The 13,052-nt window shown below is 45.7% G+C and carries 13 protein-coding genes; 5 read left to right on the top strand and 8 right to left on the bottom strand.

The window, feature by feature from the left end:
- Positions 1 to 322: 322 nt before the first annotated feature.
- Entirely contained in the window at positions 323 to 961 is a 639-nt protein-coding gene (locus B0H99_RS11270) for a pentapeptide repeat-containing protein (RefSeq protein WP_106533760.1), read from the bottom strand.
- Positions 962 to 1,149: 188 nt separating this feature from the next.
- On the opposite strand from B0H99_RS11270, the gene B0H99_RS11265 reads away from it, so the two are divergent.
- The 3 genes from B0H99_RS11265 to B0H99_RS11255 are packed head-to-tail and all read left to right on the top strand — an operon-like array spanning position 1,150 to position 3,267.
- Positions 1,150 to 1,842, top strand: coding sequence for a DUF1538 domain-containing protein (locus B0H99_RS11265; RefSeq protein ID WP_106533759.1), 693 nt, complete (start codon positions 1,150 to 1,152; stop codon positions 1,840 to 1,842).
- Positions 1,839 to 2,582, top strand: coding sequence for a DUF1538 domain-containing protein (locus tag B0H99_RS11260; RefSeq protein WP_106533758.1), 744 nt, complete (start codon positions 1,839 to 1,841; stop codon positions 2,580 to 2,582). Before B0H99_RS11265 ends, B0H99_RS11260 begins: the two co-directional genes overlap by 4 nt.
- Positions 2,566 to 3,267 (top strand): P-II family nitrogen regulator, encoded by a 702-nt coding sequence (locus B0H99_RS11255; protein WP_106533757.1) that lies wholly within the window; start codon positions 2,566 to 2,568, stop codon positions 3,265 to 3,267. Before B0H99_RS11260 ends, B0H99_RS11255 begins: the two co-directional genes overlap by 17 nt.
- 132 nt (positions 3,268 to 3,399) lie before the next feature.
- Here the strand turns inward: B0H99_RS11255 and B0H99_RS11250 are convergent, their stop codons facing one another.
- On the bottom strand, positions 3,400 to 5,013 hold the full coding sequence (locus B0H99_RS11250; RefSeq protein WP_106533756.1) for a catalase: 1,614 nt from the start codon (positions 5,011 to 5,013) through the stop codon (positions 3,400 to 3,402).
- Between the two features lie 200 nt (positions 5,014 to 5,213).
- Between B0H99_RS11250 and B0H99_RS11245 the strand changes: the two genes are divergently transcribed.
- Positions 5,214 to 7,034: a M6 family metalloprotease domain-containing protein gene (locus B0H99_RS11245; RefSeq protein WP_106533755.1), complete on the top strand. Its 1,821-nt coding sequence runs from the start codon at positions 5,214 to 5,216 to the stop codon at positions 7,032 to 7,034.
- Between the two features lie 61 nt (positions 7,035 to 7,095).
- Here the strand turns inward: B0H99_RS11245 and B0H99_RS11240 are convergent, their stop codons facing one another.
- Positions 7,096 to 7,851, bottom strand: coding sequence for an exodeoxyribonuclease III (locus B0H99_RS11240; RefSeq protein ID WP_106533754.1), 756 nt, complete (start codon positions 7,849 to 7,851; stop codon positions 7,096 to 7,098).
- A 173-nt stretch (positions 7,852 to 8,024) separates the two neighbouring features.
- Here B0H99_RS11240 and B0H99_RS11235 point away from each other — a divergent pair, with 173 nt between their 5' ends.
- Positions 8,025 to 9,302, top strand: coding sequence for an MFS transporter (locus B0H99_RS11235; RefSeq protein WP_106533753.1), 1,278 nt, complete (start codon positions 8,025 to 8,027; stop codon positions 9,300 to 9,302).
- Positions 9,303 to 9,372: 70 nt separating this feature from the next.
- On the opposite strand, the gene B0H99_RS11230 is transcribed toward B0H99_RS11235, so the two are convergent.
- The 5 genes from B0H99_RS11230 to thiM form a co-directional block, all read right to left on the bottom strand.
- Positions 9,373 to 10,212 (bottom strand): YkuS family protein, encoded by an 840-nt coding sequence (locus B0H99_RS11230; RefSeq protein ID WP_106533752.1) that lies wholly within the window; start codon positions 10,210 to 10,212, stop codon positions 9,373 to 9,375.
- 90 nt (positions 10,213 to 10,302) lie between these two features.
- Positions 10,303 to 10,791 (bottom strand): energy coupling factor transporter S component ThiW, encoded by a 489-nt coding sequence (thiW, locus tag B0H99_RS11225; protein ID WP_106533751.1) that lies wholly within the window; start codon positions 10,789 to 10,791, stop codon positions 10,303 to 10,305.
- Positions 10,788 to 11,447 (bottom strand): thiamine phosphate synthase, encoded by a 660-nt coding sequence (gene thiE / locus B0H99_RS11220; RefSeq protein WP_106533750.1) that lies wholly within the window; start codon positions 11,445 to 11,447, stop codon positions 10,788 to 10,790. Before thiE ends, thiW begins: the two co-directional genes overlap by 4 nt.
- Complete coding sequence (gene thiD / locus B0H99_RS11215; RefSeq protein ID WP_106533749.1) at positions 11,425 to 12,270, bottom strand: bifunctional hydroxymethylpyrimidine kinase/phosphomethylpyrimidine kinase; 846 nt, start codon at positions 12,268 to 12,270, stop codon at positions 11,425 to 11,427. The genes thiE and thiD overlap by 23 nt, the downstream gene beginning before the upstream one ends.
- Positions 12,267 to 13,052, bottom strand: coding sequence for a hydroxyethylthiazole kinase (gene thiM, locus B0H99_RS11210; RefSeq protein ID WP_106533748.1), 786 nt, complete (start codon positions 13,050 to 13,052; stop codon positions 12,267 to 12,269). Before thiM ends, thiD begins: the two co-directional genes overlap by 4 nt.

Genomic DNA, 13,052 nt, shown 5'->3' with positions numbered 1-13,052 from the left:
GCCAAGAACAGTGAACTGAAGAATCGGCACGGCTATCGGGTGACGTCCGGCGCCGGATTGAGCGGCATGGCCTTACAGAGCGCCATGGCGATTTTTACCGTGAACCTGAAACGGATTCTTCGCTTACTGGATGAGCGTAAGCAAGCTGCAGATCAATAAAAGGGCAAAAAAAGAGTCGGAAGACAGGAAATCCTGCCTTCCAACTCTTTTTTAGTCTCCCATTGATTTAAAGGAAGGGTTTTTCAGTGGCCTCGAGATTCTCGACAACCTTTTTTATTTGGCTTCTGGCGGACGCTTTACGCGGACATGGCCTTTGCTGCTTTCAATCCGCAATAACGAGTCCAAGCTGTCGTGCGAAAGCAAGCGCCTGATCGGAAGATACCTTGCATCCCGCTAATTTCTCTACGGTCACTTGAATGCTTTCAAACCGGTTTGTGCTCAAGTCTACATTTTTTAAGCTTGTTTCGATAAAGTTGATATTGTTCATGCCGCACGAACGGAAATCCGTATTCTTCAATTCAGCTTCGTAAAAATCCGCATAGTGCAGTTCCGAACTTTCAAAAAGAGTAGTATTGCACAGCGAGAACCCGAATGTCGCATAATTGAGCACACAATCTGTAAACAAGGTATGACGTACCCCCGATTCCGCAAAGTTCGTCCCAAGCAATTTGGAATTACGGAATTCAGTCCGGTGAAAGACACAACGGCTGAAATCCGCGTTGGACAAATCGCAATTGATAAATACAACATCGACAAATTCGCTGCGCGGCCAAACCACTTCAAGAAAAGTGACGTTTTCAAAAACGACTTTATCAAAATGAAGAGCCTCATCTGTTTCGAAACCAACAGTTTCTTGCATGATCTTACAGTTGCTTATGTAAAAGTCGTCCATTGCTTGGTCAAAAGACTCGATAGCCAGTTCTGCTGGGATGATAGGTGCAGAGCGTTTAATCTTTTTCATGTATTTTCTCTCCTTTTGAGCTAAAGAAAAGGCTGTTTCGGCACTGTATTGCACGTTAGTTGTTAATTGTGTCCAACAATTCCAGTGCCGCTCAATGTCCCGGCAGCTTTTTCAATTGCTGTCATTTTCATACGTTTATGATAAAAGCAGTAGGGAATAGGAAGAAAAAGCGGTAAAGGAGGCTTGTGATGGAAAATGTAAAAGATACGTTCAAAGAAGTTGCATCGGCCATTTTGCCGGTAACCATCGTCGTCATCATTTTACAGGTTGCCCTCATCCGATTGCCGCTGGAAGCTTTGCTTCAATTCCTTATAGGAGTCGCATTTGTCAGCATCGGCTTTTTCCTGTTTCTGCTTGGCGTTACCGCCGGCTTGCTTCCTGTTGGCGAAATGATCGGAAAAAAGTTGCCAAAGACCAAAAAATCCTGGCTCATTATCGGAACCGGGTTTCTTCTTGGAATTGCCGTGACGGTTGCAGAGCCTGATGTCCGGGTGCTTGCTACGCAGATTGACGAAGTTTCCGGTGGTACCATCAGTTCAAACATATTGATTTTATCCGTAGCGTTCGGCCTTGCAATTTTCGTTGCCCTTGCCATGGTCCGGACAATATTCCGCATTCCTATCCATTATATGCTAATCGGCGGTTACATATTGGTTTTCTTAATCTCCATGCTTGTGCCAGAAGCTTTTGTAGCGATTTCATTTGATGCGGGCGGTGTAACAACGGGTCCTATGGCCGTACCTTTCATATTGGCGCTTGGAGTCGGAGTTGCTTCTGTTCTGCGAAACGGCTCTTCTGACAGCGAAGGCTTCGGATTGATCGGGCTGGCTTCTATCGGCCCTGTTCTTGCTGTCATGATATTGGGGGTGTTATTCAAGTGAATCTTCACATATTTGATGGATTTTTGGACGTATTGGGTGAAGTTGGATTAGCGCTTATTCCTCTAATTGTTTTTTTTGCAGTCTTTCAGATTTTCATGTTGAAACTCCCCGTCAAACGCATTCTCCAAATTGCACTTGGTTTTGTTCTCACTTTTTTTGGGCTCGCATTTTTCCTTCAAGGCGTCCATGTGGGCTTTATGCCGATCGGTGAAATGATGGGTGAAGAATTGGGGGCACGTTCATATGCTTGGATTCTGATCCCTATCGGTTTTATCCTTGGTTTTGTTGCGACGTTTGCTGAACCTGCCGTGAGCATTATGAACAACGAAGTGGACAAAGTTACGGGTGGCTATATCTCTGAAAAAGTTATGCTGTATACGTTGTCAACCGGAGTGGGCATTTCAATCGCCTTATCGATGCTGCGCATTTTGACCGGTGTCTCGCTTTGGTATTTTATCATACCGGGATATTTGCTAGTATTGATTTGTATATTCTTTTCCAGCCAGACTTTTATAGCTATCGCTTTCGATTCAGGTGGTGTAGCAACTGGGCCGATGACTGTCACTTTCATTTTGTCCATGGCTGTAGGTGTAGCTTCTGCCACGGAAGGCCGCGATCCGCTTATGGATGGGTTCGGACTTATAGCATTGGTTGCACTGACACCCATACTTGCAGTACTCATTCTAGGATTAATCTTCACAAGAAAAGGTGGGGCTAAAAAAAATGAATCTGAATCATAGACTTATGATTGCTATTGTTAAACGTGGACATTCAAGGGAAGTGATTGCTGCAGCTAAAAAGGCCGGTGTGGATGGAGCAACCATTCTATACGGGCACGGAATTGGCCGCAATGAAAAGCCGACTTTTTTTGGCCTCCCTGCCACTCACGAGAAAGACATAATTTTCTTTGCAGTTGACGGTAGCATTGAAGATGCTGTTACGGAAGCTGTTAGCCGTGCCGGAAAACTCGGAACTTCTGGGCATGGGCTCGGATTTACCATTCACCTCAGCAAACTGCTCGGCGTCCCGCATTTGTCAGCCCGCCCTAATGATTTCAAGCAAAGGAAAGGAGAACAAGCTGTGATGAAACCTCAAAACCAATTTCACCTGGTCGTGACTATAGTAAATAGCGGAGATTCGGACAAAGTCGTCAAAGCGGCGGCAAAAGCCGGTGCAGAAGGCGGAACGATTCTTACCGGCAGAGGCACCGGAGTAAACGAACAGCAAAAGTTTATGAATTTCACTATCGATCCGGAAAAAGATGTTGTTTTGACGCTTATCCCGGATGGTTATACGGACGCTGTCATTGAAAGCATAGAAAACGCCGTCGACCTTAATGCACCAGGAAAAGGGATTGCATTTTTAATTGACGTTGAAAAAGTTTTCGGGGTTAACCACTCTTCTCTTCCAGAAAACCTTAAATAAAGCAGCGCGGAACTGAATAAGTTCCACGCTGCTTTACTTATCTTTTTAAGAAGAAAGTTCTTCGGAAAGGTGGAATACTGGACAGTAAAAATGCCGGCAAGCTAAACGAGCTTGCCGGCACTTCAGTTTTTATCAGTATGGTCCAGCTTCATGCCCTTTTGCGGCAGCACCTTGTGCTACTTTATTGGCAGCTGGTTTGCCGTAAACTTTAGGTTCACTGCCCTTCGTTTCTTCTAACGATTTAATTTTCTGTTCCATGTTTTCACGGACACGGCGGCCGTAATCTTCGTCCGCTTGTGTAAAGTGATGAATCATTTCTTCCTGGATTCTTGGATCGCATACAGATAATGCATCCCCCAGGTTGTTGATCAACTCTTCGCGTTCCCAATCTTCAAAGCTGCGATAGGTCTCTCCTGCTTGGCCATAGTTATTTGTACGGTCAATCGGCTGGCTGACCACTTTGGCATTATATGCCGGCTCATGAGGCGGTGCGACCTTCTCAGCTTCCTTCACCCCGCCAAGAACAGAAGGCTCATAGTTAATATGCGGGTTGGGTACGTGTTCTGATGGACGGTCCATTTGTCCGCCATACTGGTTTGTCGCTACCCGTTTTTTCGGTGCATTAACCGGCAATTGCAAATAGTTGGCCCCTACACGGTAACGCTGCGTGTCGGAATACGAGAACGTCCGTCCTTGCAGCATCTTGTCATCCGAGAAGTCGAGCCCGTCTACAAGAACTCCGGTACCGAATGCTGCCTGCTCGATTTCAGCATGATAATTTTCCGGGTTGCGGTTCAATACCATTTTTCCGACTGGAAGGAATGGAAACTTGTCCTGCGGCCATAATTTTGTATCATCCAATGGATCAAAATCAAGTTCTGCGTGTTCGTCATCGCTCATAATTTGAACAAATAATTCCCACTCCGGATAATCTCCGCGTTCGATTGATTCAAATAAATCCTGCGTGGCATGACCTGTATTTTCAGCCTGAATTTCATTGGCTTCTGCCTGCGTCAAATTACGGATGCCCTGTTTTGGTTCCCAGTGGTATTTTACGAGAACCGCTTCACCTTTATCATTTACCCATTTATACGTGTTTACGCCTGAACCTTGCATGTGGCGGTAAGTTGCTGGGATGCCCCATGGCGAGAACAGGAATGTGATCATATGCGTCGCTTCCGGAGTGCGCGCTACAAAGTCGAACATCCGCTCAGGGTTTGGCACGTTCGACACCGGATCATTTTTGAATGCATGGATCATATCCGGGAATTTCATCGCATCGCGGATAAAAAAGATTTTAAGGTTGTTTCCGACCAAGTCCCAGTTGCCATCCTCTGTATACATTTTAACCGCAAAGCCTCGCGGGTCACGTGCAGTTTCAGAAGAATGCCTGGATCCCGCTACTGTAGAAAAACGCACTAAAAGCGGCGTCTGTTTTCCTGCGCCTGAAAACACTTTGGCCCGGGTGTACTTTTCTACCGGTTCATCGCCGACTTTTCCATATGTTTCAAAATAACCGAATGCGCCGGCACCGCGAGCATGAACAATTCGCTCAGGTATTTCTTCACGGTCAAAATGCGAGATTTTTTCGATAAAATGATAGTTTTCAAGAGTCGCAGGCCCGCGATTTCCGACGGTCCGTATATTCTGATTGTCTTTTACAGGATGCCCTTGCCGGGTCGTCAGCGTTTCCTCGGTCTCGCCCGATCCCATTTTCAAGTTCTTTTCTTCCTTGTTTTCACTCATACGAATCCTCCTCTGTGTTTTTCTATCATTTTATTTTTCCCGTTGCATTTTTTCTTAAACATCCTATTTGAGTAAGTTGAGCTCCATAAGTATTTAGACACCCTAAACAATAAGGAAAAGGAATATAAATGCCTATTCAAAATATACTGAATTATTTATATTATTTTACAAAAGAATAAATTTTAGGGAGAGTGAACCGTTTGTTAAAAGTTTTATCCACTTCATTTTTATCGCTTGCAGTAGCAGGAACCGCGATTTTTTCAGGAACTGGCGCACCTGCCGCTCCAGCGGAACAACCGAGCAAGTATAATTTAAGTGCCGCAGAACATGTTGGCGCTTCGCCGGAATTGGCGGATCAAGCAAAGAAATTAGGAATTGACCTCTCTAAAGCAGATCCGGTTGAAAAAGCAGCTGGCAAAGGAACTAAGTTTGAAGCTCCCGGCGATAACCGCGTAGCTTACCAATCAGCCACAGGAGACGTTCCTGTATTGGTGCTTTTAGCTAAATACAAAGAAGGCGATGAACCGATAGGCGATATGCCGGGCCAAGTACCTGCCTACTACTACGAAGATTTGATTTTCGGTAACGAATATAATCCTTATGAACTTCCTGAATTTGAACAATATGCTGAATTTAATGGAGTAAAAGCTCCAACAGACAGCACGATGCAAAATATTTATAAAGAATCCAGCAACGACCGAATAAATTTGGTTCGCAAAGAAAACACAGACTTCCTATGGGTTGAACTGCCAAAAGGCGCTTCCTACTACTTGGACCAAGAAGGCAAATATGCTGAAAATGGCAAGTACGTTAATGGAAACGCCAATGGCGACGCCCATACAGGGGAATTCATCCGCGATTTATTGAAAGCGGCTGATGACCAAGTCGATTTCTCAAACTATGCAGTTGATGGAGAAGTTCCGAACATCTTTGTCGTTCACGAAGGAACTGGAGCCGAGTTCAGCAGTGATCCCGCTCAAATCTGGTCTCATAAATGGAGCTTGTTAAGTGCCTTGTACTACGGAAAATACTATGAAACTGGCAAACCTGCTGACCAGCATGCAGGCATGAGCCAAGCCGAATGGATTGCCAAAACAGAAAAAGAAGATATGACTTATGACGGTGTATTGGTGAACAACTACAACATTCAGCCAGGAATCGGCGGTAACGTTTCTGGGTATGATGCTGCAACCGTCACTTACTCTGATGCAGCTAAAACTGGGCCATATCCTGCACAGCCAGGGGTTTATGCCCATGAATTCGGCCATGCGCTAGGATTGCCTGATTACTATGATACGGCTTACACTTCTGAAGGTGTCGGCAACTACTCGATGATGTCCGGCGGTTCTTGGATGCGCTACCCGAACGGCAACGCTTATTCCGGAAACTCACCAACTCACTTTGATCCATTCTCGAAGATATTCTTAGGATGGACGGATCCGATTGAAGTAAAACCGGAAAGCGGCGTCCAGGAAATTACGTTGCCGGCTATCAATAAAGCAGAAGCTAACAATGGCATCGTAAAAATGGATGTCCCAGGCTCTAACGGCACGGAATACTTCTTGTTCGAAAACGTCCAACAGGATGGCTTTAACAAAGGGCTGATTCGCCAAGGCACTGATGCTCACGGTTTATTGGCATGGCATGTGGACGAGAACATCCTCAGCTTGTACCAAACAGCTGGCCTCCGTCCAAACAATGTAGAAAACTGGATGAACAAACGCTTCCAGTACAACCAATTCGCTATTGCTAGCGATGGCACAAAAGTGACTCATTACGGATTGTCGCTTCTTCAAGCAGACGGCAAATATGACCTTGAGAAAAATGTTAACCGCGGAGACGCTGGCGACTTCTTCAAGACTGGCAGCAAAATTACGCCAAACAGCAAAAATGTTCACACCGGCTCTTACTACTTCTGGAAAGGCAACAGCAACACGCCTGCTGATTCCGGCATTAACGTGACCGATATCGTAGAAAATAAAGACGGTTCAATTACCGCAAAATTCTTCTACAACAAGTAAAAAAACAAATCCCGGTTCCTGACAGTTTTAATGTCAGAAACCGGGATTTTTGATTGTTTGTTTAAGTTATAATCTCCAGCTCGACCGGACAATGATCGGAGCCAAATACATCTGCATGGATTTTAGCGCCTCCTAAGTTCGGCGCAAGCCTGTTTGAAGCGATAAAATAGTCGATACGCCAACCGATATTTTTTGCCCGGCAATCTGAACGGTAAGACCACCAAGAATATTTCCCGGTTTCTTCCGGGTAAAAAAAGCGAAACGTATCGATAAAGCCGCTCTTTAAAAAGCTAGACAGCTTTCCGCGTTCTTCCGGAGTAAATCCTGAGTTCTTTAAATTCGCTTTCGGGTTTTTCAAATCGATTTCCTCATGCGCCACATTCAAATCCCCGCACAAAATCACCGGCTTTTGACGGTCCAGCTTTTTTATGTAAGCAAGAATTGCGTCTTCCCATCGCAATCGGTACTCAAGCCGCAATAAGCCGTGCTGTGAATTTGGTGTATATACCGTTACGACGAAGCAATCATCAAATTCAAGCGCAATAATACGCCCTTCGGTGTCATGCTCTTCTATCCCCAATCCGTACTGGACGGATATCGGTTCTTTTTTTGTAAAAATGGCGGTTCCCGAGTAGCCTTTCTTGTGGGCATAATTCCAATATTTGAAGTATCCCGGCAGCTCCATTTCGATCTGGCCTTCCTGCAGCTTTATTTCCTGCAAGCAGAATACATCAGCATCCACTTTCTCGAAAAAATCCATAAATCCTTTTTTCATAACGGCCCGCAAGCCGTTTACATTCCAAGAGATTAATTTCAATCGTAGACCTTCTTCCTAGTTCCCTTTTTCAGTTTACTCGAGGAAAACACACTGCTCAACTTAAAAAAGTGAAGTATTTCAAGCGTAAAATTTCAGTAAATTTTTAGAATGTTCACCCAATCCACTTTTCTTCTTGTACAATAGACCTATCTAGGACTAAGGAGACTGCACTCATGAAAAACTATACAAAAGAAGAGAAGAGTTGGGCGCTTTATGACTGGGGAAGTTCCGCTTATTCCATCATCATTACAACAGCCGTTTTTCCGCTATTCTATAAAGCTGCCGCTACGGAAGCTGGGGTAAGTCCTTCAGATTCAACCGCTTATCTTGGCTATACAATCGCCATTTTCACGTTTATTTTGGCCTTGCTTGGGCCAATTCTGGGGACAATCGCAGATTACGAAGGGCTTAAAAAGAAGTTTTTTGCAGCTTTTTTCTTCGTCGGTACAGCAGCTACCGCAATGCTCGCTTTTGTGCCAAGCGACAATTGGCTGATGCTTTTAGTCTGCTACACTTTTGCGGCGCTCGGCGCTACAGGGGCCAATGTCTTTTATGACGCCTTCATTGTTGATGTAACCACGGAAAAGCGCATGAACATCGTGTCCTCTTTTGGATATGGACTGGGCTATATCGGATCGACAATTCCATTCATCATATCCATCGCGATCATTGTGCTTTCTCAACAAGGAATTATACCTGTTTCCACAATCAATGCGAGCCGGATCGCGTTCGTCATAACCGCCATCTGGTGGATCGTATTTTCCATTCCAATGTTCCGCCATGTTCAGCAGCGGTATTTTATTGAACGGGAACCAAACCCGATCAACCAAAGTTTTAAACGCCTCAGCAAAACCATCCGGGAAATTCGCCAATACCGCGCGTTGCTTTTGTTTTTGATCGCCTATTTCTTTTACATTGACGGAGTGGGAACCATCATTTCCATGTCAACAGCCTATGGGACTGACCTGGGACTCAGCCCAGTCAGCTTATTGATTATCTTATTCGTCACTCAAGTGGTTGCTGCTCCGTTTGCGATTCTGTACGGACGGCTATCTAATCGCTTTACCGGAAAGAAAATGCTTTACGTCGGCATTTGCGTTTATATCATCGTCTGCATATACGCTTTCTTCTTGGAGACAGTCGTGGATTTCTGGATCCTGGCCATGCTGGTAGCGACGAGCCAAGGCGGCATCCAAGCCCTTAGCCGCTCGTATTTCGGCAAACTCGTGCCGAAAGAAAATTCCAATGAGTTTTTCGGTTTTTACAATATATTCGGCAAGTTCGCCGCAATACTTGGTCCGCTTTTGGTAGCCGTTACTTCCCAAATTACAGGAAACTCCAGTATGGGTGTTTTCAGTTTGGTGGTTTTATTCGTCATCGGACTTGTCATCTTGTCCCGTGTACCGGAACCTGTCGTCCATGATGCCGTTGATGACATTGCCGCTGAATAAATAAAAAGAAAAAGGTGGTCCGGATGCCTGCTCTTAAGCAGATTTCCGGGCCACCTCTATTTAGTTTGAATCACTTGTCTTTTGATTTGATAATAACGCCGCCTGCATCGTTCTTTTCAACTGAAGCGTCTCCAAGTTCAACCACTTCAATTTTACCGCCGGCTTCTTGTTTTGCTTCTTTTTCAGCTTTTTTGATTTCTTTTTCAGCCTTTTTCTCGGCTTTTTCGTGCTCTTTTTGCGCTTTTTCTTCTTGTTTTGCTTCTTTTTCAACGGCTTTCTGTTCTTCTTTAACTTCTTTCATAACCGCTTTTTGCTGTTTCAACAGCTCTTTTTCTTCTTTTTTCTCTTGGCGCTTAGCTTTCAAGTTGTCTACCGGGCCTTTAGCTTTTTCCATTACACCCGCTGATTTTTCTTTGGCTTGGCCGACAGTGCCTTTTACTTTTTCTGTAACCGGGCCAGCCTTATCTTTTACTTTTGTTGTAAGGTCGCTTGTTTTTTCTTTAACTTGCCCAAATGTATCTGTCGCTTTTTCTTTTACGGTTCCTTGCATTTCCTTGCCGCTTTTTGGAGTCAACAAAAGTCCTGCTGCAGCTCCGATGACAGCTCCAGTGGCTGCGCCTTTAAGAAACGGGCTTATCCCGCCTTTTTCTAAGCCTGCTGGCTCGGAAATCTTCCCAGAGCGGATAAGGCGCTCTTCCACTTCTTCGACGATATCGAATAATGTGCGGCCCTTAGCCTCAACTAAAGGAACATTCATATGAAAATCCGCCAAATCTTCCTTGTCTCGGACCACTACACAGTCATAGCTTACCGAATCTGTTTTGTCTTCTAACATGTCTACTTTATACCCTCTTGTTTCAAGCGCGTCTTTTACTGATGTAAACGGTTGTTCAACTGCAATTTTCACCATTCCATGTCAACTCCCTTTCGAAAAGTGTTTGTTCCTTTGTTTCCCCTCATTGCCGAGAGGATAAACACTCGGCTTGCGAATGCAATAAATTTAGTTGAACAACCGTTTTTCATTCATCCTCATCAATCTTGAAACTAAAAGGACGCCTAGCAGTGCACCGCTTGCACTCGATATGATAAAAGGCGGAAAAAAGAAAAAGGCACCCAGTTCAGTTCCCATCAAAAGCTTGGCATAGGGGACAGCCACCAAAGATGCCAGAATCCCCGTTCCGATCACTTCACCCAATGCCGCAAACCAAACTTTGCCGAATTTCGCATACAGCATACCGGCACATAGGGCGCCGATCATGCCTCCAGGAAAAGCCAGCAGCGATCCTGTACCCGTAAGAACTCTTACAGCTCCAGTCAGGAAAGCGATCAAAAGAGCTGGTCCCGGCCCTAAAATTACAGCCGAAATAACATTGACGGCATGCTGGATCGGGTAAGCGCGGGCAATGCCCGCAGGAAAAGAGACAAAATTTGAACCTGCTACAGCAATTGCGACAAACATTGCCATCAGCACTAATTTTTGGGTTTTCATTTCAAAGCCCCCTTTTTATAGGAGTGGCTGAACAACTTTACTTGATGCGCTACATCTTCAGCCTGCGCTATAGAGGAAATGACCGCCACGCCTTCGGCTCCTGCGGCCCAAACATTTTCCGCGTTTTCGGGAGTAATTCCACCAATCCCAATAACCGGAAGATTCGGGTATGTCGACTTCACCGAAAGGATGCCAACTAAGCCGGCCGGCTTTTTCGCATCACTTTTCGTATAGGTTGGAAAAACAGGACCCATTCCCACATAATCAGCTCCAGCCCCGACAGCTTCAGCCGCTTCCTGCACCGAATGGACTGAAACCCCAAGAATTTTATCAGGCCCGAGCCGTTTGCGCACAGCCGCAGCTTCTTCGTCTTCTTGACCAATGTGTATGCCATCTGCGTTAATTTCCTCCGCTAACTCCACATCATCGTTAATGATAAAAGGCACTCCATATGCACGGCACAGTTGCTGGCAGTCTTTGGCAAACTGTTTTAATTCGTCGCCAGTCAAGGCAAATTGCCCTTTTTCCCTTAATTGGAAATGACTTATTCCTCCTTCAAGCGCCTCTTTCAAGACCGTTAACGGGTGCCGTGTCCCAGTATTTTCAGTTCCCATAATAAAATAAATAGACGGCTTATTGATAAACTTCAATGCCATATACTTCTTCTCCCCTTTGCAGCCTTGCTTTGTAAGCAGCATGATTGGTAGGCCCGTGGCCTGCTCCAATATGCAATTCATCCTTAAGTGCCGATTGAATGAATTGTTTCGCTACGTAGATCGCTTCTTTCGCCGTGGCCCCTTTCGCCAATTCCGCTGCAACCGCAGCGGCAAACGTACAGCCTGTCCCATGCGTCTGCGAAGTATCGATGCGGGCAGAACCGAAAAACAAGAATTCTCCTGACCGGTGAAGATAGAAATCTTCTGCCTTGTTCGGATCTGTCCCATGCCCTCCTTTGATAACGACCGATTCCGCTCCGAGCGCCAAAATATGTTCTGCAGCTTTTCTGCGGGATGCCTCATCATTGATAACCAGTCCGCAGAGCACTTCCGCTTCCGGAATGTTTGGTGTTACTACTGTTGCCAAAGGCAGAAGATGTTGTTTTAATGCTTCTATGGCTTCCTGCTGAAGCAAGGCTGCTCCGCCTTTTGCAATCATTACTGGATCAACGACCACTTTAGTCCATCCAAACTCAATGATATTCCTCGCGGTCTCTTCAATAATTTCCGCACTGAATAACATCCCTGTCTTAAGTGCGTTCAATTGGAAATCACAGCCAATCGCTTGCAGTTGGCTTCGCACCGCTTCACGGGTCATCGGATAAATTGCATCTACCCCACGTGTGTTCTGGGCTGTTACCGCCGTAATTGCAGTTGTAGCGTAAACCCCAAGTTCCTGAAACGTCTTAATATCCGCCTGGATGCCGGCCCCGCCTCCGGAGTCAGATCCGGCAATGGTCAATACTTGCGGAATTGTACTCATACCGTTTCTTCCTTTCTCTTAAGCATTTTATCAATTTCGCTTTGCTCGAATTGATTTAACTCATCCAAAAAGGCCGTTTGAAAAGTTCCCGGAAGCTTTGCGCCGGCGCTCGCTCTTTCTCCGGCAATCGCGTAATACTGCATCGCCACAACAGTCGCAGAAAATGCATCTTCTGGTTTTATTGCTAAAAATGCGGCGACAACAGCACTTAGCAAGCACCCTGTCCCGGTAACCGAAGTCATGACGGCATCGCCGAAAGGAATCTCAGCAAACCGTTCTCCGTCCGTTACAATATCTACACTTCCAGTAACAGCTACAATCATGCCAAGCTGTGCAGCGACTTGGCGGGCAAGTTCGTCGACATCCGCTCGGCCTTCTCCTGCATCTACCCCTTTGGATTGCCAGTCCGCTCCGGCAATAGCGGCAAGTTCACCCGCATTGCAGCGAAGAACGGCAATAGTTACTTCGTTAAGGATTTTAGTGACAGCATCCTTCCGGAAGCGTGTCGCGCCGACACCCACTGGATCCAAAACGACTGGTATGTTTTGTTCGTTTGCAGCTTTTCCGGCAATCAGCATGCTTTGCAAAGACATTGCGTTCAACGTGCCGATATTCAGAGACAAGGCTCCGGCCAATGATGCCAGTTCTGCGGCTTCTTCCGGCGCCTCTCCCATGATCGGCGAAGCGCCGATTGCCAACAGGCCATTCGCTTGAAAATTTGAGACGACGTGATTGGTGATGCAATGGACAACCGGTTTCCTTTTCCTTAATTCATCTATCAT

This window comes from Planomicrobium soli (genome assembly GCF_003014655.1).
GTDB classification, from domain to species: Bacteria; Bacillota; Bacilli; order Bacillales_A; family Planococcaceae; genus Planococcus; species Planococcus soli_B.
The sequence above is the reverse complement of the archived record's forward strand: the minus strand, read 5'-3'. Positions and strand labels throughout refer to the sequence as shown.